Here is a 24388-nt window from a genome sequence, read left to right as displayed (position 1 = left end):
TTCTTACGGCTTACACACCCGAAAGGGTGGGTTGTAAGACGAAGCGGAATAGCGGATTCTATCTCCGTCGACAGGACGCCGACACGAGAAACGAACATCAGGATGATGGCGTATCTCACTCAGGACTCGTCAGGATGGCGCTGCAGGAAGGCTTCAGGATGAAGCGAAGTGGATTACGCAGGATGCGTAAGGGACACCTCCAGGAAGGAGAACGAGAGCCGGTCAGGATGGTCGGTGGGTCTGGAAGGCCAGGACGTTTCAGGATGAAACAAACACGTCAGGAAGATGTGTGCAGGATGCATCGGTTTACGGATGACCAGGCCTTCGGGCTTCAGGAAAAGTTGTCACGGATGAGCAGGGAGCACGAATTGTAGCTGGAATGCTGCGGAACGAACCGGGAGCACTGTTTTTACAGTGCTCCCTTTTTTTATTTCTGTCTTCCGCAATGCTATGCTGCGCGCCGTTCACTTTTTCAGTTGAGGTTACTATGACGCAACACGATAGCGTTCGTGCTCAGTTGCACGCCATCGAAGCCCTTTTGCGCCAACATCAGCTGTGGCAGGAGACCGCGCCGCAGCCAGAAGCGTTCGCGAGCACCCAGCCCTTCTGCCTGGATACGCTGGCCCCGTTTGAGTGGCTGCAGTGGGTGTTAATTCCGCGCATGCACGCCCTCCTTGAGGGGGGGCACCCGCTACCGCAGGCGTTTGCTGTCTCTCCCTACTATGAAATGGCGCTCGAGGCGACGCACCCTGCGCGTGACGTGATGCTGGTCGAACTGGAAAAACTGGATGCCCTGTTTGCCGGTGAAGATGCATGACGCTTGAGATCCTCTATCAGGACGAGTGGCTGGTGGCGGTGAATAAACCGTCAGGCTGGCTGGTGCACCGCAGCTGGCTGGATCGCGACGAGAAAGTGGTGGTGATGCAGACCGTTCGCGACCAGATTGGTCAGCATGTTTTTACTGCCCATCGTCTCGACAGACCGACCTCCGGCGTGCTGCTGATGGGGCTGTCCAGCGAAGCTGGCCGTCTGCTGGCGCAGCAGTTTGAACAGCACCAGATCCAGAAGCGCTACCACGCGATCGTGCGTGGCTGGCTGACCGAATCCGCCACCCTGGACTACCCGCTGGTGGAAGAACTGGACAAAATTGCCGATAAATTTGCCCGCGATGACAAAGGTCCGCAGCCTGCGGTGACGGATTATCGCGGCATGGCGACGACGGAAATGCCGGTGGCTACCAGCAAATTTCCGACCACGCGCTACAGCCTGGTTGAGCTTCTGCCCAAAACCGGGCGTAAGCACCAGCTGCGACGCCATCTTGCACATCTGCGCCACCCGATTATTGGCGACAGCAAGCACGGTGATTTGCGCCAGAACCGCAGCGCGGCCGAACACTTTGGCTGCCATCGTCTGATGCTGCATGCGAGCGAACTCAGCATGACGCACCCGTTTACCGGCGAGCCGCTGACTATCCGCGCGGGGCTGGACAACGTCTGGATGCAGGCGCTGTCACAGTTTGGCTGGCTGGGACAACTCCCCGAAAATGAAAGGGTTGAGTTTGTATCGGGCAACGTTCAGGATGAACAGTAAACGCATTCATTATGGGAAAATATCATGGCTGAAGTAGGCATTTTTGTCGGCACAATGTACGGCAATTCGCTGCTGGTCGCGGAAGAGGCTGAGGCGATTCTGGTAAGCCAGGGCCATAAAGCCACGGTCTATGAAGACCCGGAGCTGGCAGACTGGGAAAAGTATAAAGACAAATACATTCTGGTGGTGACCTCCACTACCGGGCAGGGCGATCTGCCGGACAGTATCGTGCCGCTGTTCCAGGGCATTAAAGACCAGCTTGGCTATCAGCCGGACGTGCACTACGGCATCATTGCCCTGGGCGACAGCTCTTACGCCAACTTCTGCGGCGGCGGCAAGCAGTTCGATGCGCTCCTGCAGGAGCAGAGCGCCCAGCGCGTCGGCGAGATGCTGCTGATTGATGCGGGTGAGCACCCGGAGCCAGAAAGCGAATCAAACCCATGGGTCGAGCACTGGGCAACGCTGCTTAAATAACCCTGCGCTATACCAATGGTAGGCCGGGTCAGGCGTAGCCGCCACCCGGCAGTACACCCCGCACCAAACGTCATTTCCGTGAACCACCTTCCACTATCCTGGGCTTATGCCATAAACAAGCTCTCATACACCCTTAAATACTGTGTTTCTGCACGGTGAGGTGAAGAGGCACTCCTTCATATACTTTCCTGGTCACGATAAAACGGCTTCAGGCCGTACCAAAACGACAAAACAAATCTCATTCTGATTACCCTACCGGTGCTGTACAGAATGAACCTGGCGAAAGCTATGTTTCAGGAGTGCAACAATGAGTACATTAAGCCACACGGCGAGCAGCGCTGAAAAGCGCACCAACGCCCGCTACTGGATAGTGGTGATGCTGTTTATCGTCACGTCCTTTAACTATGGTGACCGCGCCACGCTGTCGATTGCCGGTTCGGAAATGGCAAAAGATATCGGTCTTGATCCCGTGGGCATGGGTTACGTTTTCTCCGCATTCTCATGGGCCTACGTCATCGGGCAAATTCCTGGCGGCTGGCTGCTGGACCGCTTTGGCTCTAAACGGGTCTATTTCTGGTCCATCTTCATCTGGTCTGCCTTTACCCTGCTGCAGGGCTTCGTCGATATCTTCAGCGGCTTCGGCATTATCGTGGCGCTCTTCACGCTGCGCTTCCTGGTTGGCTTAGCGGAAGCGCCTTCCTTCCCGGGCAACAGCCGCATTGTCGCTGCCTGGTTCCCGGCGCAGGAGAGGGGGACGGCGGTGGCGATTTTCAACTCCGCACAGTACTTCGCAACGGTGATCTTCGCGCCAATCATGGGCTGGCTGACGCATGAGGTGGGCTGGTCACACGTCTTCTTCTTCATGGGTGGGCTTGGGATCGTCATCAGCTTTATCTGGCTGAAAGTGATCCACGAACCCAACCAGCACCCTGGCGTGAACAAAAAAGAGCTGGAGTACATCGCAGAAGGCGGTGCGCTGATCAACATGGATCAGAAATCCGCGACGGCAAAAGTCCCGTTCAGCCAGAAATGGGCGCAGATCAAGCAGCTCGTCGGTTCGCGCATGATGATCGGCATCTATCTGGGCCAGTATTGTATTAACGCCTTAACCTACTTTTTCATCACCTGGTTCCCGGTATACCTGGTTCAGGCCCGTGGTATGTCGATTCTGAAAGCGGGATTCGTCGCCTCGGTCCCGGCAATCTGCGGTTTCGTCGGCGGCGTGCTCGGCGGGGTGATTTCCGACTGGCTGATGCGCCGCACGGGGTCACTGAACATCGCGCGTAAAACGCCTATCGTGCTCGGCATGCTGCTCTCCATGACCATGGTGTTCTGTAACTACGTCAATGCCGAGTGGATGATCATCGGCTTTATGGCGATGGCCTTCTTCGGCAAAGGCATTGGCGCGCTGGGCTGGGCGGTGATGGCGGATACGGCCCCGAAAGAGATCAGCGGCCTGAGCGGCGGTCTGTTCAACATGTTCGGCAACATCTCCGGGATTGTTACGCCCATCGCGATCGGTTACATCGTCGGCACCACCGGATCGTTCAACGGTGCGCTGATCTACGTGGGTGTGCATGCGCTGGTGGCGGTATTGAGTTACCTGGTGCTGGTGGGGGATATCAAACGCGTTGAACTTAAACCTGTTGCGGAGCGTGGCTGATGACAACGCAATCGAGTCCAATGGTCACGGAGATGAAGGTCATCCCGGTGGCCGGGCAGGACAGCATGCTGCTCAATATTGGCGGTGCGCATAACGCCTGGTTTACCCGTAATATCGTCGTACTGAAAGACAGCGCAGGAAATACCGGCGTGGGCGAGGCCCCTGGCGGAGAGGTGATTTACCAGACGCTGGTCGATGCCATTCCGCAGGTCGTGGGCCAGGAAGTGGCCCGTCTGAACAAGGTGGTTCAGCGGGTGCATAAGGGCAATCAGTCGGCAGACTTTGAGACGTTCGGTAAAGGTGCCTGGACGTTTGAACTGCGCGTCAACGCGGTCGCCGCCCTGGAGGCCGCCCTGCTCGATTTACTGGGTAAGGCGCTCAATGTCCCGGTCTGCGAGCTACTGGGGCCCGGTAAACAGCGCGATGCGGTCACCGTGCTGGGCTATCTGTTCTACGTTGGCGATCGCAATAAAACCGATCTCCCCTATCTGGCCCGAACCGCGGGCGACCACGACTGGTATCAGTTGCGCCATCAGGAAGCGCTCTCCAGCGACGCGGTGGTGCAGCTGGCCGAGGCGGCGCAGGATCGCTACGGCTTTAAGGATTTCAAGCTGAAGGGCGGCGTGCTGCCCGGCGAGCAGGAGATTGACACGGCCCGGGCGCTGAAAAAGCGCTTTCCGGATGCACGGATCACCGTCGATCCCAACGGCGCATGGCTGCTGGATGAAGCGATTAGCCTGTGCAAAGGGCTAGGGGATGTTCTGACCTATGCGGAAGATCCCTGCGGCGCGGAGCAGGGTTTTTCGGGCCGTGAAGTCATGGCTGAGTTCCGTCGCGCCACCGGGCTGCCTGTCGCGACCAATATGATTGCTACCAACTGGCGCGAAATGGGTCACGCGGTGATGCTAAACGCCGTCGACATACCGCTGGCGGACCCGCACTTCTGGACGCTTTCAGGCGCAGTGCGCGTGGCGCAGCTGTGCGACGACTGGGGGCTGACCTGGGGCTGTCACTCGAACAATCACTTTGATATTTCGCTGGCGATGTTTACCCACGTTGGCGCGGCGGCGCCGGGTAACCCGACCGCCATCGACACCCACTGGATTTGGCAGGAAGGGGAAGCCCGCCTGACGAAAAATCCGCTGGAAATCATCAATGGCAAGATTACCGTACCGGATGCGCCGGGCCTGGGCGTGGAGATTGACTGGGATCGGATCCATAAAGCCCATGAGGAGTATAAAAAATTGCCGGGCGGCGCGCGTAACGACGCGGGCCCGATGCAGTACCTTATTCCCGGCTGGACATTTGACCGTAAGCGCCCTGTTTTCGGACGTCACTGATAAAAGGACTGAACGATGAGTACTTTTTCTACCCCTGTAGTTACCGCCATGCAGATCGTTCCGGTTGCGGGCCATGACAGCATGTTGATGAACCTGAGCGGCGCGCATGCGCCATTCTTTACCCGCAACATTGTCATTATCAAAGACAATTCCGGCCATACGGGCGTGGGCGAAATTCCGGGCGGGGAGAAGATCCGCCAGACGCTGGAAGATGCCATTCCGCTGGTGGTGGGCAAAACGCTGGGTGAGTACAAAAATGTCCTCAACACCGTGCGCAACACCTTTGCCGATCGCGATGCCGGTGGGCGTGGCCTGCAGACCTTCGATCTGCGCACCACCATTCACGTGGTGACCGGGATTGAATCCGCAATGCTGGATCTGCTGGGTCAGCATCTGGGCGTCAACGTTGCGTCGCTGCTGGGCGAGGGTCAGCAGCGCAGCGAAGTGGAAATGCTGGGCTATCTGTTCTTTGTTGGCGACCGCAAGCTGACGCCTTTGCCGTACCAGGGCCAGCCGGACGAACAATGCGACTGGTACCGACTTCGCCACGACGAGGCGATGACTCCGGATGCGGTGGTGCGCCTGGCGGAAGCCGCTTATGAAAAATATGGCTTCAATGATTTCAAACTGAAGGGCGGCGTGCTGGCCGGTGAGGAAGAGGCGGAAGCCGTGACCGCGCTGGCAAAACGTTTCCCGCAGGCCCGCGTGACGCTGGATCCAAACGGCGCATGGTCGCTTAATGAGGCCATTGCGATCGGTAAACAGCTGAAAGGCGTGCTGGCGTATGCGGAAGATCCGTGTGGGGCAGAGCAAGGCTTCTCAGGACGTGAAGTGATGGCGGAATTCCGTCGCGCTACGGGGCTGCCGACTGCGACCAATATGATTGCGACCGACTGGCGTCAGATGGGACACACCCTGTCATTGCAGTCTGTTGATATTCCGCTGGCTGACCCGCACTTCTGGACGATGCAGGGGTCGGTGCGCGTGGCGCAGATGTGCCATGAGTTTGGCCTGACCTGGGGCTCGCACTCTAACAATCACTTCGATATCTCTCTGGCGATGTTCACTCACGTCGCTGCCGCCGCGCCGGGCACGATCACCGCTATCGACACCCACTGGATCTGGCAGGAAGGTAACCAGCGTCTGACTAAGCAGCCGTTTGAGATCAAAGGTGGCATGGTGCAGGTGCCTTCCACCCCGGGGCTGGGGGTTGAGCTGGATATGGATCAGGTCATGAAGGCCCACGAGCTGTATCAAAAACACGGTCTGGGCGCGCGCGACGACGCGATGGCGATGCAGTATCTGATCCCGGACTGGACATTCGACAATAAACGCCCGTGCATGGTACGATAAACGCATTGGGACCGCTCCCATTAGCGGTCTTTTACGTGGTGTATGCTTAACGTAACGACTATGCGTAAGGATGGCTTATGAAAATTGTTATCGCACCGGACTCGTATAAGGAAAGTTTGAGTGCGCTTGAGGTTGCGACAGCGATAGAACGTGGTTTTCGCGAGATCTTTCCCGAGGCGGTTTACGTCAAACTGCCGGTCGCGGACGGTGGCGAAGGGACGGTTGAGGCGATGATCGCGGCAACCCAGGGACGCATTGTACATGTTCCGGTGACCGGCCCGCTGGGTGAGCGCGTGGAAGGGTTTTATGGCTTATCCGGTGACGAGCAGAGTGCCTTTATTGAAATGGCGGCGGCAAGCGGCCTGGAGCTGGTTGCGCCTTCGCAGCGTAATCCGCTGAAAACCACCTCCTGGGGCACGGGCGAACTGATTCGTCACGCGCTGGATGCGGGCGTTAAGCATATCATCATTGGCATTGGCGGCAGCGCCACCAATGACGGCGGCGCAGGGATGGTGCAGGCGCTGGGCGCTAGATTGCTCGACGCCAGCGAACAGCCTCTTGGGCAAGGCGGGGGCGAGCTGGGAAAACTCGCGCGTATCGACCTGAGCGGGCTGGACAGACGTCTGGCAGAATGCCGGATAGAAGTCGCCTGTGATGTGACGAATCCGCTTACCGGAAAGGATGGCGCGTCAGCCGTATTTGGCCCGCAAAAGGGGGCCACTCCCGAGATGATCGTTACCCTGGACAACGCGCTGGCGCACTATGCGAGCGTGATTGCCCGGGATCTGGATATCGATGTGCTAAACCTTGCTGGAGGAGGCGCGGCGGGTGGCATGGGGGCCGCGCTGTACGCCTTTTGCGGCGCGCAGCTGCGCCAGGGCATCGAGATCGTGACCGATGCGCTACACCTGGCCGATCAGGTAGCCGATGCGGATCTGGTGATCACGGGAGAAGGTCGCATCGACAGCCAGACGATCCACGGCAAAGTCCCGGTGGGCGTGGCGAAAGTGGCAAAACGCTTTAACAAACCCGTCATCGGCATTGCAGGCAGCCTGACGGCGGACGTTGGCGTGGTTCACGATCACGGCATTGATGCCGTGTTTAGCGTGATCTACACCATCTGCTCGCTGGAAGACGCGCTGGAAAATGCCGGCGAGAACGTCTGGATGGCCGCAAGGAATATCGCGGCGGTGCTGAAAGTCGGGCAGGGGATGTAGTTCTCCCTCTCCCCCTGGGAGAGGGGCGGGGTGAGGGCATCAGGCCGCACCCGCAATCGTAGGCCCGGTAAGGCGAAGCCGCCACCGGGCTTTTACCTCAGCTCCCCAACACCTTCATCGCTTCCCGCGTCACGTTATCCATTTCATCCAGCAGCTCCAGGAACTCCGGTTCAAGCTCCGATTCCGGCGTACCGGCACGCAGCTGCTGTTCCAGCAGCTGGCAGAGGTTTTTCAGCCGCGGTACGCCGCTGTACCCGCAGCTACCGTGCAGCTTGTGGATTGCTTCCAGCAGATCTTCCGGGTTTTCACCCACCAGCTGCTCTTCCACCTTATTGCGAATTTCCGGCAGAAACGCGACCAGCATTTGCAGCATCTCGCGGGCCAGATCGGGTTTACCTGCCGCCTGGCGCAGAGCAAGCTGCCAGTCAAGGGTCGCGTTCTGGTTGACGGTTATTTCAACCGGCTCGCTGGATACCGTGTACGTCCCGCCAATATGACCCGGCTTATAGCGTAACAGCAGGTTATGAAGTTTCTCTTCATCGATTGGCTTCGCCAGATAGTCATTCATTCCGGCGCTCAGCAGCTTCTCTTTTTGACCGGCCATCGCGTGCGCGGTGACTGCAATCACCGGCGTTTGTTGCTGATGCGGCAGCTGGTGGATCAGCTCGCAGGCCCGAATGCCATCCATGCCCGGCATCTGAATATCCATAAGGATTAAATCGAACTGCATCTGCTTAGCCTGTTCAACCGCCTGCGCGCCGCTGGTGCACAGCTCAACGTGCTGAACCTGGTCTTCAAGCAATGCACCAATGAGCTTCAGGTTGGCCGGATTATCATCCACCGCCATGACGCTCATCGGCAATTTTTGCTCATCGTCAATCATCGGGAGGGCATGCTGGCTGAGACGGCAATACTCCGTGAGCGCGGGCAGCAGGCGGGTCGCGGTGAGCGGTTTAAGCAAGCAGGCAGCTGCCCCGTCATTTTTCAACTCTTCTGCATTGAGCTGCGCGTGGCAAGGCAGCGCCAGCAGCAGGTAGTCGGTCATCGACGCGGCTTTTGCCAGCCGCTCCTGCTGCATGGTCAGCTCGCCGGTGAAGGTGACCGGGATCCCCATCAGCAGGATGTCGTAATGCTCAACGGCCAGGGCGGAGAAGGTTGGGCTGTAGACCACCTCCAGCGGCGTGGTGCTTAAGATGTCGAGCGCGCACTGCGCCGCCGCAGCGTTAGGTTCGACGTAGGCCAGACGCTTGCCTTTCAGGCAGTCCGTCACCGGGCCATCGGTCAATACGTTTGGATTGAGGTCCAGATTAATGTGGAACCAGAAGGTTGAACCGCGGTTCGGCTGGCTGTGGAAAGAGATATCGCCGCCCATCTCGTTCACCAGGCGTTGCGTGATCACCAGCCCCAGGCCGGTGCCGCCATGACGGCGGGAGATACTGGCATCCGCCTGACGGAACGCCTGGAACAGACGCGACTGATCCCGCTCCGGAATCCCGATGCCGGTATCGCGGATCTGGACTTCAATCTGCACTTTATTGCTGCTGATCGAGCGTTTTTCTACCAGAATGTCGATGTTACCGCTTTCGGTGAATTTAATGGCATTCCCGACAAGGTTGGTAATGACCTGCTGCAGGCGCAGCGGATCGCCAATGACGTTATCCGGCACGTCGTTTTTAATGTTGAGCGTCAGCTCAAGGCCTTTGTCGTGCGACGAGTGCGCGAGCAGCGTCACCACCTCATCGAGCGTACTGCGCAGCGGGAACGGAATACTTTCCAGGATAAGTTTGCCCGCTTCCAGCTTGGAGAAGTCCAGCACGTCGTTGATGATCGCCAGCAGGTTGTTGGCCGAGCGCTCAATGGTGTGCAGGTGATCGCGCTGGGTCGGGTTGAGCTCGCTTTTCAGGGTCAGGCGGGTGAAGCCGATCACGCCGTTGAGCGGCGTACGCAGCTCGTGCGACATATTGGCCAGGAATTCCGACTTAATACGCGCCGCTTCCTGAGCGCGCTTTTTCGCCAGATCCAGCTCAACGTTCTGGATCTCCATCTGCTCCAGCGTTTCGCGCAGGTCGGACGTCGCCTGGTCAACGTTGTGCTGCATCTCTTCGTGGTACGCCGCCAGCGACATGGCCATCGAGTTGATGCCGTTCTTCAGCATATCCAGCTCGCCCAGCATAAACCCTTCCACACGGCTGTCGAGTTGTCCCCGGCGGATGCGGTCAACCGTGTTAACCATGTTGCGGATGGGGCCCGTCACGTCGCGCATCAAGCGCCAGCCGAAGATCAGCGCAATGCCGATGCAGAACAGCATCATCACGCCAGAGATAAAGATCTCTTTATACTGCTGTAGCCGGACCGACTTGAGATCCAGCTCCAGCGCCACATATCCCAGCATATTGTTGCTTGATTTGGCGTCGGATTGTGCAGATTCATCGGGTGAATAGCTTTCCGACACGATCGGCGTGCGCAGGATCATGATATCGCCGCGCCGCAATACGGTGAGGTGGCGCGGGAACGGCGTACCGTCCGGGATCTTCAGGGCCGCCGGATCGAGATGAAAATTCGAGGTGACAAACAGGCGGTTATGTTCGTCGTAAACGGAAATGGCGCGTACGATGTCCGAGTGGCGCCGGTGGAGTACGCTGATTAACTGCCCAATGGATTCGCGGTTTTGCAGGTTCATGCCGTACTCGCTGGAAACGGCAAGCGGTTCGATAATGCTGGCGCCTGCATCCTCCAGCTGTCGCTGCAAATCGTTATAGCGGTGCACCACAAAGAAGATACTCAGCAGCAAACCGATGAGAACGGTGGGGGCGAGGATCAAAATCATCATGCGCGCGCGCAGGCTGTAGTTGGTCATGGCGTTCCGTTATGGGACAATTAAGATAATTATGTTTATGTGAGAAAAATCTCGGCGATGGCGCAATTCTACTCTGCAAAGCGACGCGTGACGACGCGTCAAATCATCACTGTTGAAGCCACGGACCTTGATCCGTTTGGTCAGGGAGTGGCACGTCACAATGGTAAGGCTCTGTTTATAACAGGTTTACTGCCAACAGAACGAGCAGAAATTACGCTGACGGAAGATAAACGCCAGTTCGCGCGCGGGCAGGTTAAGCGTCGCCTCAACGATAGTCCGGAGCGCGTGAATCCCCGCTGTCCACATTTTGGCGTTTGTGGGGGCTGCCAGCAACAGCACGCGAGCACAGAATTACAGCAAAAAAGCAAAAGCCGCGCGCTGGCGCGTCTGCTTAAACATGACGTTAATGAAATTCTCGCCGATGAGCCCTGGGGCTATCGTCGGCGCGCACGCCTGAGCCTCAGCTATCAGCCAAAAACGGATCGGCTGGAGATGGGGTTTCGCAAGGCCGGCTCCAGCGACATCGTTGATGTGAAGCAGTGCCCCATTTTGGTGCCCCATCTTGAGGCATTGCTTCCGGATGTGCGCACCTGCCTCTCCGGGCTGGACGGCATTCGCCATCTCGGGCATGTCGAACTGGTCATGGCCAACAATGGACCGCTGATGGTCCTGCGCCATACCGCGCCGCTGTCGAAAAAAGATCGCGAAAAACTGGAACGCTTTTCGCATTCACACGACCTGGCGCTTTTCCTTGCACCACAAAGCGAGATACTTGAGCAGGTTACCGGTGAGGTGCCATGGTATGCGTCAAACGGACTACGCTTAACGTTCAGCCCGCGGGATTTCATTCAGGTGAATGACGGTGTTAACCAGCAGATGGTTGAGAAAGCGCTGGCGTGGCTGGATGTTCAGAAAAGCGATCGGGTGCTCGATCTGTTCTGCGGAATGGGCAACTTCACGCTGCCGCTGGCGCGAAAAGCGGCCAGCGTCGTCGGCGTGGAAGGCGTTGAGGCGCTGGTGGCGAAAGGGCAGGAGAACGCACAGCAGAACGGCTTGCAAAATGTGACATTCTTTCATCAAAATCTTGAGGAAGATGTCACCCAACAGCCGTGGGCAAAACAGGGCTTTGATAAAATCCTGCTTGACCCGGCGCGTGCCGGTGCCCCAGGTGTGATGGCGCATATTATTAAACTCGCGCCAAAGCGTGTGGTCTATGTTTCCTGTAACCCGGCAACGCTTGCCCGGGACAGTGAGGCATTAATTAGCGCGGGTTACCAGATTCAGCGTCTGGCAATGCTGGACATGTTCCCGCACACTGGTCATCTGGAATCGATGGTGTTGTTCGAGCACATCTAATTTGTTTGGCTTGTCGACTTCGACAGGCCCTGGTCCCTAAAGGAGAGGACAATGGTTGCGGTAAGAAGTGCACATCTCAATAAAGCTGGGGAGTTTGACCCACAAAAATGGATCGCAAGTCTGGGAATTTCCAGCCAGCAGTCGTGTGAACGCTTAACCGAAACCTGGGCCTATTGTCTGCGCACCACGCAGGGGCATCCCGACGCCGATCTTCTCCTGTGGCGCGGCGTGGAGATGGTTGAAATCCTGTCCATGCTGAACATGGACATCGAAACGCTGCAGGCCGCGCTGCTGTTCCCTCTCGCGGATGCGGACGTGGTCAGCGAAGACGTACTGCGCGACAGCGTCGGGAAATCCGTCGTCGCGCTGATCCACGGCGTGCGCGATATGGCGGCTATCCGCCAGCTCAAAGCCGCGCACACCGATTCCGTCTCCTCAGAACAGGTTGATAACGTTCGCCGGATGCTGCTGGCCATGGTGGATGATTTCCGCTGCGTGGTCATCAAGCTGGCCGAGCGTATTGCCCACCTGCGTGAGGTGAAGGATGCGCCGGAAGACGAGCGCGTGCTCGCCGCCAAAGAGTGTACAAACATCTATGCGCCGCTGGCGAACCGCTTAGGGATTGGTCAGCTGAAATGGGAGCTGGAAGATTACTGCTTCCGCTATCTGCACCCGGCGGAATATAAACGTATTGCCAAACTCCTGCACGAGCGCCGCATCGACCGCGAGCACTATATCGAGGAATTTGTCGGTGGCTTGCGCCAGTCGATGAAAGAAGAGAACGTGCGCGCCGAAGTCTACGGTCGGCCTAAGCATATCTACAGCATCTGGCGCAAAATGCAGAAGAAACACCTCGCCTTTGACGAGCTGTTTGACGTGCGCGCCGTGCGTATCGTGGCGGAGCGTCTGCAGGACTGCTACGCCGCGCTGGGGATAGTGCACACTCACTTTCGTCATCTGCCCGATGAGTTCGATGACTATGTCGCCAACCCTAAACCGAACGGCTATCAGTCTATCCATACCGTGGTGCTTGGCCCTGGCGGCAAAACGGTCGAGATTCAGATCCGCACCAAACAGATGCACGAGGACGCCGAGCTGGGCGTCGCCGCGCACTGGAAATACAAAGAAGGTACGTCCGGCGGGGCGCGTTCAGGACATGAAGACCGTATTGCCTGGCTGCGCAAGCTGATTGCGTGGCAGGAAGAGATGGCCGACTCTGGCGAGATGCTCGACGAAGTGCGCAGCCAGGTCTTTGATGACCGGGTCTATGTCTTTACCCCGAAAGGGGACGTTGTCGACCTGCCTGCGGGCTCTACGCCGCTCGATTTTGCCTACCACATCCACAGCGATGTGGGGCACCGCTGCATCGGGGCGAAAATCGGCGGACGAATCGTACCGTTCACCTATCAATTGCAGATGGGTGACCAGATTGAAATCATTACCCAGAAGCAGCCCAACCCGAGCCGGGACTGGCTTAACCCGAACCTGGGATATGTCACCACCAGCCGCGGACGCTCGAAAATTCACGCCTGGTTCCGTAAACAGGATCGTGACAAGAACATCCTTGCCGGTCGCCAGATCCTCGACGACGAGCTGGAGCATATCGGGATAAGCCTGAAAGAGGCGGAGAAATTCCTGCTGCCGCGCTACAACTTCAACGAGCTTGACGAGCTGTTAGCGGCGATCGGCGGCGGTGATATCCGTCTGAATCAGATGGTGAACTTCCTGCAGGCGCAGTTCAATAAGCCAAGCGCGGCAGAGCAGGACGCGGCGGCGCTGAAGCAGCTGCAGCAGAAAACCTACGCGCCTCAGCAGCGCAGCAAAGACAATGGCCGCGTGGTGGTCGAGGGCGTGGGCAATCTGATGCACCACATTGCCCGCTGCTGCCAGCCTATTCCGGGCGACGATATCGTCGGCTTTATCACCCAGGGGCGCGGGATTTCGATTCACCGTTCCGACTGCGACCAGCTTGCCGAGCTTCAGTCGCATGCGCCGGAGCGCATCGTGGAAGCGGTCTGGGGTGAGAGCTATTCCGCCGGCTATTCGCTGGTGGTGCGCGTTACCGCCAACGACCGCAGCGGCCTGCTGCGCGACATCACGACCATTCTCGCCAACGAAAAGGTCAACGTGCTGGGCGTCGCCAGCCGCAGCGATACCCGCGAGCAGCTTGCCACCATCGATATGACCATCGAAATCTACAACCTGCAGGTGCTGGGCCGCGTGCTCGGCAAGCTGAACCAGGTGCCGGATGTGATTGACGCGCGTCGTCTGCACGGCGGCTAAACATCCTCTTACGTAGGCCGGGTAAGGCAACGCCGCCACCCGGCATTTTTTCATCAGGACAGTACTATGACTCAAATCGACCGCCTGCTCGGCATCATGAAACGCCTGCGCGACCCGGAAAACGGCTGCCCGTGGGACAAAGAGCAGACTTTCGCCACCATAGCCCCGTACACCCTTGAAGAGACCTACGAGGTGCTGGACGCCATTTCCCGTGAAGATTTTGACGACCTGCGCGGTGAACTGGGCGATCTGCTGTTCCAGGTGGTGTTCTACGCGCAGATGGCGCAGGAAGAAGGGCGCTTTAACTTTGACGATATCTGCGCTGCCATCAGCGACAAGCTTGAGCGCCGTCATCCCCATATTTTTGGCGATGCCACCGCAGGGAACAGCACCGAGGTGCTGGCCCGCTGGGAGCAGATCAAAAGCGCCGAGCGGGCGGAAAAATCCCAGCACTCCGCGCTGGATGATATTCCGCTGAGCCTGCCCGCGCTGATGCGCGCACATAAAATCCAGAAACGCTGCTCCGCCGTCGGTTTTGACTGGACCTCCCTCGGCCCGGTGCTGGATAAAGTGCACGAAGAGATTGATGAAGTCATGCACGAAGCGCAGCAGGCGGTGGTGGATGAAGCAAAGCTTGAGGAAGAGATGGGCGACCTGCTGTTTGCGACCGTCAATCTTTCTCGCCACCTGGGTGTAAAAGCGGAAACCGCCCTGCAAAAAGCCAACTTAAAATTCGAACGACGCTTTCGCGAAGTTGAGCGGATTGTCGCTTCGCGAGGCCTGGAAATGAGCGGTATTGACCTCGAAGCAATGGAAGAAGTCTGGCAGGAAGTAAAGCGCCAGGAATCTGATCTCTAACGGAATTTTGCGATCAAGCGCAATTTGTGTGATTTTTTAAATGACAAGCGCTTGATTTGCGTCAAAAACATTTACCCAAAAGGGGCTATTTTCTCACTCCTTATGTTTGTCATGGCCTGGAATGGGGACGGAGAATGAAAGTTTGTGGCGCTCGCCGTGTTCGGGTATACTACTTTCCCGTCCTGGTTATTCCATCGTTTCACCCTAACTTCTCAGGTTCAGCATGACAACGAACTATATTTTTGTGACCGGCGGGGTCGTATCCTCTCTGGGTAAAGGCATTGCCGCAGCCTCCCTCGCAGCCATTCTTGAAGCCCGTGGCCTCAATGTGACCATGATGAAACTGGATCCGTACATCAACGTCGATCCGGGCACCATGAGCCCAATCCAACACGGGGAAGTGTTCGTTACTGAAGACGGCGCTGAAACCGATCTGGATCTTGGCCACTACGAGCGTTTCATCCGCACCAAAATGACCCGTCGTAACAACTTCACGACTGGCCGCATCTACTCCGACGTTCTGCGTAAAGAGCGCCGTGGTGATTATCTGGGTGCCACCGTTCAGGTTATCCCGCACATCACTAACGCCATCAAAGAACGCATTGTTGCGGGTGGCGAAGGCCACGACGTGGTGCTGGTTGAAATCGGCGGTACCGTGGGTGATATCGAATCTCTGCCATTCCTGGAAGCGATTCGTCAGCTGGCGGTAGATATTGGCCGTGAACACGCGCTGTTCATGCACCTGACCCTGGTGCCGTACATGGCCGCTGCAGGTGAAGTGAAAACCAAACCGACTCAGCACTCTGTTAAAGAGCTGCTCTCCATTGGTATTCAGCCAGACATCCTGGTTTGCCGCTCCGATCGCGCGGTGCCGGCGAACGAACGTGCGAAAATTGCATTGTTCTGTAACGTGCCTGAAAAAGCCGTTATTTCAATGAAAGATGTCGATTCCATTTATAAAATCCCGGGCCTGTTGAAATCGCAGGGCCTGGACGATTATATTTGTAAACGATTCAGCTTGAACTGTCCGGAAGCTAACCTGTCTGAATGGGAACAGGTTATTTATGAAGAAGCCAATCCGGCAGGCGAAGTGACTATCGGTATGGTCGGTAAGTACATTGAACTGCCGGATGCCTATAAGTCAGTGATCGAAGCGCTGAAACACGGTGGTCTGAAGAACCGTGTCTCCGTGAACATCAAGCTGATTGATTCTCAGGATGTTGAAACGCGTGGCGTTGAAATCCTGAAAGATCTGGATGCTATCCTTATCCCTGGCGGCTTCGGCTACCGTGGTGTAGAAGGCAAGATCGCCACCGCGCGCTATGCGCGTGAAAACAATATTCCATACCTCGGCATCTGCCTGGGTATGCAGGTTGCGCTGATCGAATTTGCGCGCAACGTAGCGGGAATGGAAAACGCGAACTCTACGGAATTTGTGCCAGACTGTAAGTACCCTGTGGTGGCGCTTATCACTGAATGGCGTGACGAAGAAGGTAACGTCGAAGTCCGTACCGAGAAGAGCGATCTGGGTGGCACCATGCGTCTTGGCGCACAGGCCTGCCAGCTGACTGACGATAGCGTGGTTCGCAAGCTGTATGGCGAGCCGGTCATCACCGAGCGCCATCGTCACCGCTATGAAGTCAACAACATGTTGTTGAAACCTATTGAAGCCGCGGGCCTGCGTGTTGCGGGACGCTCCGGGGATGATCAGTTAGTCGAGATCATTGAAGTGCCAAACCATCCGTGGTTTGTCGCCTGCCAGTTCCACCCGGAATTTACTTCAACGCCACGTGACGGGCATCCGCTGTTTGCAGGCTTCGTGAAGGCCGCCAGCGACTACCAGAAGCGTCAGGCGAAGTAAAAAAAGTTAGAACGGCAACGCGTACCTTTGGTACGCGTTGTTTGTCTGGAGTTTTAGTTTAACTTGTACTGAGGAAAATCTAATGTCCAAAATCGTTAAAGTCATCGGTCGTGAAATCATCGACTCCCGTGGTAACCCGACCGTTGAAGCCGAAGTTCACCTGGAAGGTGGTTTCGTTGGTATGGCTGCTGCTCCATCAGGTGCTTCTACCGGTTCCCGCGAAGCGCTGGAACTGCGCGATGGCGACAAATCTCGCTTCCTGGGTAAAGGCGTACTGAAAGCGGTTGGCGCTGTAAACGGTCCTATTGCTCAGGCAATCATTGGCAAAGACGCCAAAGACCAGGCTGGCATCGACAAGATCATGATCGATCTGGACGGTACTGAAAACAAATCTAACTTTGGTGCGAACGCAATCCTGGCAGTTTCCCTGGCGAACGCCAAAGCGGCTGCGGCTGCTAAAGGTATGCCACTGTTTGAGCACATCGCTGAACTGAACGGCACCCCAGGCAAATACTCCATGCCTGTACCAATGATGAACATCATCAACGGTGGTGAGCACGCAGACAACAACGTTGATATTCAGGAATTCATGATTCAGCCAGTTGGCGCGAAATCCCTGAAAGAAGCGGTACGTATGGGTTCTGAAGTGTTCCACAACCTGGCTAAAGTTCTGAAAGCCAAAGGTATGAACACGGCTGTTGGTGACGAAGGTGGCTATGCGCCAAACCTGGGTTCTAACGCAGAAGCACTGGCTGTTATCGCAGAAGCAGTAAAAGCTGCAGGCTACGAGCTGGGCAAAGACATCACCCTGGCGATGGACTGTGCAGCATCTGAATTCTACAAAGACGGTAAATACGTTCTGGCTGGCGAAGGCAACAAAGCGTTCACCTCCGAAGAGTTCACTCACTTCCTGGAAGACCTGACCAAACAGTACCCAATCGTGTCTATCGAAGACGGTCTGGACGAGTCTGACTGGGCTGGCTTCGCATACCAGACTAAAGTACTGGGCGACAAAATCCAGCTGGTTGGTGACGACCTGTTCGTAACCAACACCAAGATCCTGAAAGAAGGCATCGAGAAAGGCATCGTTAACTCCATCCTGATCAAATTCAACCAGATCGGTTCTCTGACCGAAACTCTGGCTGCGATCAAAATGGCGAAAGACGCTGGCTACACCGCTGTTATCTCTCACCGTTCTGGCGAAACTGAAGACGCTACCATTGCCGACCTGGCTGTGGGTACCGCTGCAGGCCAGATCAAAACTGGTTCTATGAGCCGTTCTGACCGTGTTGCTAAATACAACCAGCTGATTCGTATCGAAGAAGCGCTGGGCGAAAAAGCACCATACAACGGTCGTAAAGAGATCAAAGGCCAGGCATAATCGCCTAAGCCTTAAAACGAAAATGCCAGTCGAATGACTGGCATTTTTTTTTGCTATTTAAAATCAACCGCCATTTGCTCCGGAATGGTCAGCCCCTGAGTGGTTTGCACGCAGCGGGCGATATAATCCGTAAACCGGGGTGGCTTCGGCATCCCCATGCTCAGCAGCTTATCGTTGCTGAAGCGCACGTTAAGCGTGGCAAACGCACCGTATAACCGCATGGCTTTCAGCATCAGACGTTCGTTGCACGGCCCAAAAATATGTTTCAGCTCGCGACGCATTCTGACCAGCGTTTCGTAGCTGACCTGCGCATACTTATCACCTACGGGGGCTTTCTCCAGCGCCTGCGCCATTGCCTGATCGATATCCGCAAAGCGAACGCTGTTCTCTTCTCCCGCAGAAATGTGTACCACTTCTCCCGGACGCGCGTTGCTGTTGAGCAGCATTAACATCGCGTCGGCGCAATAATCCACCGGAACAACGTCGATCCGGTCTTCCATTGAGCACATAAACTTCTGCAGCATCAGGCCCATGCTAAAGACCCAGAAAATGCTGCTCGACGGTGTGCAGCCGTGACGGGTATGGCCGACGACGATGGACGGACGGGCGATGAGCAGCGGCAGGTTCGGACACTCCTGGCGCATCAGCTGTTCGATGGTTGACTTCGAAAACGTGTATTCCACCAGGTGTTCAGCATTCTCTCTGAATTCAGCGCTTTCGGCTACCAGGGAATCCTGCTCCGGCGTGCATGACATCGCGGTGCCGACATGGAGGAAACGCTGCAGTCCTGTGACCTGCTCCATACGGCGTGCCAGCGCGAGCGTACCTTCAACGTTGACCTTCCAGATCAGCGGGTTGTTACCAAATGAGGCGACGGCCGCACAGTTCACCACATGCGTGACCCTATCCAGACGGGGATCGTTCAGGAAGGCTTCAGGCTGGCTGAGGTCGCCAATCAGGATATTATCCACCGTCAGGGAGGCCAGTTTGTCCTCAGGAACGTTGAACTTGCGCATATTCTCCAGCACGCGCTCCAGCCCGCTCTGCGGATCGCCGGCACGCGCGAGCAAAAGGAGTTCTACGGATTGATCGTTGGTCAGGATTTTTTCAAGAACTGCACCGCCCAGAAATCCGGTCACGCCTGTAATCAATAACATCTTCATTAATACCGTCTCATTATGATTGATGAGGCGGATTGTAGGCGTGCAAAAGTAAACGGCATTTAAATAATAAATCGCCGAAACCGACAGCATCTTAAGCTTATTTTAAGGAAAGGAAATCGGGCGGATATTTTGGACATTAGCGGAAGGGTAAAAATTCACTCTATTAAAATTTAAATTTTAACTTATTGAATTTAATGTTTTTTATAGAGACGCGCCCGAACGGTAAACTTAATTCAAAATGTAATAAATATAATAATTTGTTACACCAAACATTTATCAAATAAATGATTTAAACGCCACTTAACTAAAATCAGACGGCATAAATCGCAGGCTATTTTATTTAGCCTGCGAAGGATTTTTAGAGTAACAGAGGAAGCGTAGCGCTGGCTGTTTGTTGGCTAACGTCGCCGTAATGACCATCCAGCGCAATCATGGACGTGGTCAGCAGCTCGACCAGCAGCATCACCCCAACCTTAGCATTGAGTGCGCCTGCGCTAAGGGGTCCCTCTGGTTTGGCAGCCACCAGCAACATGTCGCTCAGGGACGCCAGCGGGCTGCGGGGCGTATTGCTGAGTGCCAGAACCTTAACGCCGCGCTTGCGGGCAAGCTTCACCACGTGGAGTAAATCCCGCGTTGAACCCGAACTGGAGATGGCCACAACCAGCGTCTCTTTCGAAAGCGTTGTCGCATTCATGGCCGCGCGGTGCATATCGCTAAACAGCTGTGCGGGTTTGCCCAGACGCAACAGCTTGTAGTGCAGATACTCCCCAAGGATCGCGCTGGCCGCGACGCCATAAATTTGCACGGATTGTGCCTGGTGCAGCGCCAGCGCCGCCTTTTCAAGCAGCGTGCGGTCGAGGAGTCTGGCGGTATCCTGCAAAGCCTGCACCGACTCATCCACGACGTTATCAATCTCATCTCCCGCCTGACGCGCGGGCTGGCCCTGCTGAATATCCAGCGCAAGCGCCATTTTAAATTCGTTATAGCCTTTGCAGCCCAGCGTACGGCAAAGACGCGTGACGCTGGCCTCGCTGGTGTGGCTCTCGCGCGCCAGCTCGGTGATCGTCAGGTAGAGCACCCGGGCAGGATCGCTGAGGACAAATTCACCGAGTTTTTGTTGTGTTGGGCTGTACCCGGAAGCCTCCTGGCGTAGCTTCAGCAGCAGGTTTTCATGGTCTGACATGCTCGATCCTTAATGCGTTTCTCTGCGACTAGTGTGGCGGAAAGCGGGGGAAAGATGCCAGTCATTTTGAAAAAGTATGATCGTCGTCCTGGTTTTTGATGGTAATTTTCACTATTGAATATTTGTATGGTAAAAATTTTCATCGTTTAATGGGGGGATGAAAAAATGATGCAAATATTCAGTGGGGCTTCTTCAGGGGGATGGTTTGAAAAAGCGCAGCGCTTTGGCAAATCCTTTATGTTGCCGATTGCCGTGTTGCCTGCGGCGGGTCTGCTGCTGGGGATAGGCGGCGCGTTATCGAATCCCAATACGCTGGCGGCTTATCCGTTTTTAGATGTGGGCTGGCTTCAGGCCATTTTCACCATCATGAGCAGCGCAGGATCCATCGTGTTTGCGAACCTCTCGGTGCTGTTTGCCGTTGGGGTGGCCGTAGGGCTGGCAAAAAGCGATAAGGGTACGGCCGGGCTGGCGGCATTACTCGCGTTTCTGGTGATGAATGCCACCATTAACGCGCTGCTGATCCTCACTGGCAAACTGGCGCACGACAACCCGGGCGCCGTGGGGCAGGGCATGACGCTGGGCATTCAGACGCTGGAAACCGGTGTGTTTGGCGGCGTGGTGATTGGTCTGGTGACCTGCACGCTCCATCATCGGTTTAATAAAATAGCGCTTCCGCAGTTCCTCGGATTCTTTGGCGGCTCGCGCTTTGTTCCTATTATCAGCTCCCTGGCGGCGATCCTCGTCGGTGCGCTCATGACCGTGGTCTGGCCGCATTTCCAGAAGCTGATTTTTGGTCTGGGCGGGCTGGTGGATGCCACCGGTTATCTGGGCACCCTGCTGTACGGCTTTATTCTCCGCATGCTGGGCCCGTTTGGTTTGCACCACATCTTCTATCTGCCGTTCTGGACCACCGCGCTTGGCGGCAGTGAAATCGTCAACGGTCATCTGGTGGAAGGCACGCAGCGGATCTTCTTCGCCCAACTGGCCGATCCTACCACGCGTCAGTTTTACGAAGGCACGTCACGCTTCATGTCCGGGCGCTTTATTACGATGATGTTTGGCCTGCTCGGCGCGTGCCTGGCGATGTACCACACGGCAAAACCCGAGAACAAAAAGCGCGTTGCCGGACTGCTGCTTTCTGCCGCGTTAACCTCGTTCCTGACCGGGATTACCGAGCCTATCGAATTCTCGTTCCTGTTTATTGCACCGGTGCTTTACGTCATTCATGCGCTGTTTGACGGGCTGGCGTTCATGCTTGCACACATGCTGCATATCACCATCGGGCAAACCTTCTCCGGCGGTTTTATCGACTTCGTGCTGTTCGGCATTTTGCAGGGGGAGGCCAAAACCAACTGGATGTTCGTTCCGCTGGTCGGCGTGCCGTGGTTCTTCCTTTACTACTTCACCTTCCGCTATCTGATTAACCGCTTTGATTTTGCTACGCCGGGTCGGGAAAAGGAGGCGATGACCAATGAAGTGACCTTCTCGCAGAGCGAGCGCGCCGTTGCGGTAATCGCCGGATTGGGCGGAAAAGACAATCTGGACGAGGTGGACTGCTGCGCCACGCGTCTTCGCGTCACGGTGAAGGACGGCAGCAAGGTGAATGACGCGGCGCTGAAAGCCACCGGGGCGCGCGGCGTTATCGTGCGCGGTAACGGTGTTCAGGTCATTTATGGCCCGCATGTCACGATTATCAAAAACGAAGTGGAAGAGATCTTATCGTAATGAAAACTGTACTGGATAACCTGAAGGGAAAACTGGTCGTCTCCTGTCAGGCGCTGGAGAATGAACCGCTGCATAGCCCGTTTATTATGTCGCGGATGGCGCTGGCGGCGGCGCAGGGCGGGGCCGCTGCAATTCGTGCCAACAGCGTGGTAGATATCGAGGCCATTAAGCAGCAGGTCTCTTTGCCGGTCATCGGCATCATCAAACGGGATTACCCGGAAAGCGAGGTGTTTATCACCGCCACGATGAAAGAGGTGGATGAGCTCATGACCGTCTCTCCGGAAATCATTGCGCTTGATGCGACGGCGCGGGCGCGTCCCGGCGGAGAATCCCTGGAAACGCTGGTCTCGCGCATCCGCTCACGCTATCCCGCGGTGCGGCTGATGGCGGATATCGCCTCCGTGGACGAAGCCGTGACGGCGCAGGCGCTGGGCTTTGACTGCGTCGGCACCACGCTTTACGGCTACACGGCTGAAACCGAGGGTCATACATTGCCTGACAATGACTGCGCGTTCCTGAAAGCGGTGCTGGCGGCCGTGACGGTTCCCGTGGTTGCCGAAGGCAACGTGGATACGCCTGAACGCGCGGCCAGATGCCTGGCGCTGGGCGCGCATACGGTCGTCGTCGGCGGTGCGATCACCCGCCCACAGCAAATCACGGAACGGTTTATGGCGGCGATTGGCGCGCAAAGCACCGATGGAGCATGACCATCCGGCGGGGATCTGCGATACTTATCGTTTATCCCCTTTACTGAGATGACTATGCAGTACCCGATTAACGAGATGTTCCAGACCCTGCAAGGCGAGGGTTACTTTACCGGCGTTCCCGCTATTTTCATTCGTTTACAGGGATGCCCGGTTGGCTGTGCCTGGTGTGATACCAAACATACGTGGGATAAGCTCGCAGATCGGGAAGTGTCGCTGTTTAGCATTCTGGCGAAAACCAAAGAGAGCGATAAGTGGGGCGCGGGCAGTTCCGAAGATCTGCTGGCCATTATTGGTCGTCAGGGCTGGACGGCGCGCCACGTTGTGATCACCGGCGGTGAACCCTGCATCCACGATCTGACGCCGCTGACCGAGCTGCTCGAAAAGAACGGCTACAGCTGCCAGATTGAAACCAGCGGCACCCATGAAGTGCGCTGTTCACACACGACCTGGGTGACGGTATCGCCAAAAGTGAATATGCGCGGCGGGTATGACGTGCTGTCTCAGGCGCTGGAACGCGCGGATGAGATTAAGCACCCGGTAGGGCGCGTGCGTGATATCGAAGCGCTGGATGAACTGCTGGCCACGCTGACGGATGAAAAGCAGCGCGTCATTGCGCTTCAGCCGATCAGCCAGAAAGATGACGCGACGCGCCTGTGCATTGAAACCTGTATTGCGCGCAACTGGCGCCTGTCGATGCAGACGCACAAGTATCTGAATATTGCATAAAAAAAGCCCGGTGGCGCGAGCGCTTACCGGGCCTATGGTTCGATGCTCTTGTCGACCGGGCAGGCGTCAGCGCCACCCGGCAAGCATCACTCTCCGCGATACACGCAGCCTGCCGTGCAGGTCTCTTTGATCATCACCGCGCTCAGCAGCGGTACCAGCGGCTTCATCTGATCCCAAATCCATTTTGCCAGCACTTCACTGGTCGGGTTTTCAAGGCCCGGGATCTCATTCAGGTAGTAGTGATCCAGACGATCGTAGGTCGGCTTAAACGCCGCCTTCAGCTCGGCAAAATCCATGATCCAACCGGTATGCGGATCAACTTCACCGGTGATCTCAAGACGCACCATGAACGAATGCCCGTGCAGACGGCCGCATTTATGTCCTTCTGGAACATGCGGAAGGTGGTGGGCGGCTTCGAAGGTGAAATCTTTAAACAGTGTGGTGGACATGATCGCTCTCAGTAATGCGGAAAAAACCGCCGCATAGTACCGGAAAGCACAATTTTTAGCATTAACTAAAACGGCTCTGAAGCCAGGCGTCTCATTAAGAGGCGTTTTTTGTTGTTTTTATCGATAATTTTCAGAGGGTTAATTAATCGGTTTTATCGCTAAGCATGACAACCAAAACAGGTTAGTCCATTTGGTTATTTAT

At 56.2% G+C, this 24388-nt stretch carries 19 protein-coding genes; 15 read left to right on the top strand and 4 right to left on the bottom strand.

What is annotated here, in order from left to right:
* Positions 1-487: 487 nt before the first annotated feature.
* The 7 genes from OTG14_RS18230 (at position 488) to OTG14_RS18200 (ending at position 7637) form a co-directional block, all read left to right on the top strand.
* Positions 488-817, top strand: coding sequence for a YqcC family protein (locus OTG14_RS18230; protein WP_023309024.1), 330 nt, complete (start codon positions 488-490; stop codon positions 815-817).
* The gene (truC, locus tag OTG14_RS18225) at positions 814-1590 is read left to right on the top strand and encodes a tRNA pseudouridine(65) synthase TruC (protein ID WP_248272355.1); all 777 of its coding nucleotides are present in this window, start codon (positions 814-816) and stop codon (positions 1588-1590) included. The genes OTG14_RS18230 and truC overlap by 4 nt, the downstream gene beginning before the upstream one ends.
* Before the next feature lie 24 nt (positions 1591-1614).
* On the top strand, positions 1615-2064 hold the full coding sequence (locus tag OTG14_RS18220) for a flavodoxin (protein ID WP_032648107.1): 450 nt from the start codon (positions 1615-1617) through the stop codon (positions 2062-2064).
* Between the two features lie 307 nt (positions 2065-2371).
* Positions 2372-3727 (top strand): MFS transporter, encoded by a 1356-nt coding sequence (gudP, locus tag OTG14_RS18215; RefSeq protein ID WP_248272354.1) that lies wholly within the window; start codon positions 2372-2374, stop codon positions 3725-3727.
* The gene (locus tag OTG14_RS18210; protein ID WP_248272353.1) at positions 3727-5067 is read left to right on the top strand and encodes a glucarate dehydratase family protein; all 1341 of its coding nucleotides are present in this window, start codon (positions 3727-3729) and stop codon (positions 5065-5067) included. Before gudP ends, OTG14_RS18210 begins: the two co-directional genes overlap by 1 nt.
* A gap of 15 nt (positions 5068-5082) precedes the next feature.
* On the top strand, positions 5083-6420 hold the full coding sequence (gene gudD / locus OTG14_RS18205; RefSeq protein ID WP_024909272.1) for a glucarate dehydratase: 1338 nt from the start codon (positions 5083-5085) through the stop codon (positions 6418-6420).
* 77 nt (positions 6421-6497) lie between these two features.
* Positions 6498-7637: a glycerate kinase gene (locus OTG14_RS18200; protein WP_248272351.1), complete on the top strand. Its 1140-nt coding sequence runs from the start codon at positions 6498-6500 to the stop codon at positions 7635-7637.
* A gap of 97 nt (positions 7638-7734) precedes the next feature.
* Here OTG14_RS18200 and barA read toward each other — a convergent pair whose 3' ends face one another.
* Complete coding sequence (barA, locus tag OTG14_RS18195; RefSeq protein WP_024909270.1) at positions 7735-10494, bottom strand: two-component sensor histidine kinase BarA; 2760 nt, start codon at positions 10492-10494, stop codon at positions 7735-7737.
* 57 nt (positions 10495-10551) lie between these two features.
* Here barA and rlmD point away from each other — a divergent pair, with 57 nt between their 5' ends.
* From rlmD to eno, 5 genes are all read left to right on the top strand, one after another.
* A complete protein-coding gene (rlmD, locus tag OTG14_RS18190) occupies positions 10552-11850 on the top strand; it encodes a 23S rRNA (uracil(1939)-C(5))-methyltransferase RlmD (RefSeq protein WP_032648099.1) in 1299 nt (432 codons plus the stop codon).
* A gap of 51 nt (positions 11851-11901) precedes the next feature.
* A complete protein-coding gene (gene relA, locus OTG14_RS18185; RefSeq protein ID WP_024909268.1) occupies positions 11902-14133 on the top strand; it encodes a GTP diphosphokinase in 2232 nt (743 codons plus the stop codon).
* A 66-nt stretch (positions 14134-14199) separates the two neighbouring features.
* Positions 14200-14991 carry a nucleoside triphosphate pyrophosphohydrolase gene (gene mazG / locus OTG14_RS18180; protein WP_149366631.1) on the top strand — a complete coding sequence of 264 codons (792 nt, stop codon included), beginning with the start codon at positions 14200-14202 and terminating at the stop codon, positions 14989-14991.
* Between the two features lie 223 nt (positions 14992-15214).
* Positions 15215-16852: a glutamine hydrolyzing CTP synthase gene (gene pyrG / locus OTG14_RS18175; RefSeq protein WP_032648095.1), complete on the top strand. Its 1638-nt coding sequence runs from the start codon at positions 15215-15217 to the stop codon at positions 16850-16852.
* Positions 16853-16934: 82 nt separating this feature from the next.
* Positions 16935-18233 carry a phosphopyruvate hydratase gene (eno, locus tag OTG14_RS18170; protein WP_024909267.1) on the top strand — a complete coding sequence of 433 codons (1299 nt, stop codon included), beginning with the start codon at positions 16935-16937 and terminating at the stop codon, positions 18231-18233.
* A gap of 53 nt (positions 18234-18286) precedes the next feature.
* Here eno and OTG14_RS18165 read toward each other — a convergent pair whose 3' ends face one another.
* Positions 18287-19396, bottom strand: a complete 1110-nt coding sequence (locus OTG14_RS18165) for an SDR family oxidoreductase (protein ID WP_032648092.1) — start codon at positions 19394-19396, stop codon at positions 18287-18289.
* 358 nt (positions 19397-19754) lie between these two features.
* Entirely contained in the window at positions 19755-20579 is an 825-nt protein-coding gene (locus OTG14_RS18160; protein ID WP_024909265.1) for a MurR/RpiR family transcriptional regulator, read from the bottom strand.
* A gap of 165 nt (positions 20580-20744) precedes the next feature.
* Here OTG14_RS18160 and OTG14_RS18155 point away from each other — a divergent pair, with 165 nt between their 5' ends.
* Genes OTG14_RS18155 through queE form a run of 3 tightly spaced genes read left to right on the top strand, consistent with a single transcriptional unit; the run spans position 20745 to position 23737 of the window.
* Entirely contained in the window at positions 20745-22304 is a 1560-nt protein-coding gene (locus OTG14_RS18155; protein WP_090418480.1) for a maltose/glucose-specific PTS transporter subunit IIC, read from the top strand.
* Positions 22304-23011 carry an N-acetylmannosamine-6-phosphate 2-epimerase gene (locus OTG14_RS18150; protein ID WP_267215557.1) on the top strand — a complete coding sequence of 236 codons (708 nt, stop codon included), beginning with the start codon at positions 22304-22306 and terminating at the stop codon, positions 23009-23011. The genes OTG14_RS18155 and OTG14_RS18150 overlap by 1 nt, the downstream gene beginning before the upstream one ends.
* Before the next feature lie 54 nt (positions 23012-23065).
* Positions 23066-23737: a 7-carboxy-7-deazaguanine synthase QueE gene (gene queE / locus OTG14_RS18145; protein WP_023333236.1), complete on the top strand. Its 672-nt coding sequence runs from the start codon at positions 23066-23068 to the stop codon at positions 23735-23737.
* An 86-nt stretch (positions 23738-23823) separates the two neighbouring features.
* On the opposite strand, the gene queD is transcribed toward queE, so the two are convergent.
* Complete coding sequence (gene queD, locus OTG14_RS18140; RefSeq protein WP_014885039.1) at positions 23824-24186, bottom strand: 6-carboxytetrahydropterin synthase QueD; 363 nt, start codon at positions 24184-24186, stop codon at positions 23824-23826.
* Between the last annotated feature and the right edge of the window lie 202 nt (positions 24187-24388).

This window comes from Enterobacter pseudoroggenkampii (assembly GCF_026420145.1).
Classification (GTDB): domain Bacteria; phylum Pseudomonadota; class Gammaproteobacteria; order Enterobacterales; family Enterobacteriaceae; genus Enterobacter; species Enterobacter pseudoroggenkampii.
This window is presented reverse-complemented; position numbering and strand designations above follow the sequence as displayed.

Coding starts and splice junctions, on each gene's coding strand:
- OTG14_RS18230 (WP_023309024.1), top strand. CDS start 488: ATGACGCAACACGATAGCGTTCGTGCTCAGTTGCACGCCATCGAAGCC.
- truC (WP_248272355.1), top strand. CDS start 814: ATGACGCTTGAGATCCTCTATCAGGACGAGTGGCTGGTGGCGGTGAAT.
- OTG14_RS18220 (WP_032648107.1), top strand. CDS start 1,615: ATGGCTGAAGTAGGCATTTTTGTCGGCACAATGTACGGCAATTCGCTG.
- gudP (WP_248272354.1), top strand. CDS start 2,372: ATGAGTACATTAAGCCACACGGCGAGCAGCGCTGAAAAGCGCACCAAC.
- OTG14_RS18210 (WP_248272353.1), top strand. CDS start 3,727: ATGACAACGCAATCGAGTCCAATGGTCACGGAGATGAAGGTCATCCCG.
- gudD (WP_024909272.1), top strand. CDS start 5,083: ATGAGTACTTTTTCTACCCCTGTAGTTACCGCCATGCAGATCGTTCCG.
- OTG14_RS18200 (WP_248272351.1), top strand. CDS start 6,498: ATGAAAATTGTTATCGCACCGGACTCGTATAAGGAAAGTTTGAGTGCG.
- barA (WP_024909270.1), bottom strand. CDS start 10,494: ATGACCAACTACAGCCTGCGCGCGCGCATGATGATTTTGATCCTCGCC.
- rlmD (WP_032648099.1), top strand. CDS start 10,552: ATGGCGCAATTCTACTCTGCAAAGCGACGCGTGACGACGCGTCAAATC.
- relA (WP_024909268.1), top strand. CDS start 11,902: ATGGTTGCGGTAAGAAGTGCACATCTCAATAAAGCTGGGGAGTTTGAC.
- mazG (WP_149366631.1), top strand. CDS start 14,200: ATGACTCAAATCGACCGCCTGCTCGGCATCATGAAACGCCTGCGCGAC.
- pyrG (WP_032648095.1), top strand. CDS start 15,215: ATGACAACGAACTATATTTTTGTGACCGGCGGGGTCGTATCCTCTCTG.
- eno (WP_024909267.1), top strand. CDS start 16,935: ATGTCCAAAATCGTTAAAGTCATCGGTCGTGAAATCATCGACTCCCGT.
- OTG14_RS18165 (WP_032648092.1), bottom strand. CDS start 19,396: ATGAAGATGTTATTGATTACAGGCGTGACCGGATTTCTGGGCGGTGCA.
- OTG14_RS18160 (WP_024909265.1), bottom strand. CDS start 20,579: ATGTCAGACCATGAAAACCTGCTGCTGAAGCTACGCCAGGAGGCTTCC.
- OTG14_RS18155 (WP_090418480.1), top strand. CDS start 20,745: ATGATGCAAATATTCAGTGGGGCTTCTTCAGGGGGATGGTTTGAAAAA.
- OTG14_RS18150 (WP_267215557.1), top strand. CDS start 22,304: ATGAAAACTGTACTGGATAACCTGAAGGGAAAACTGGTCGTCTCCTGT.
- queE (WP_023333236.1), top strand. CDS start 23,066: ATGCAGTACCCGATTAACGAGATGTTCCAGACCCTGCAAGGCGAGGGT.
- queD (WP_014885039.1), bottom strand. CDS start 24,186: ATGTCCACCACACTGTTTAAAGATTTCACCTTCGAAGCCGCCCACCAC.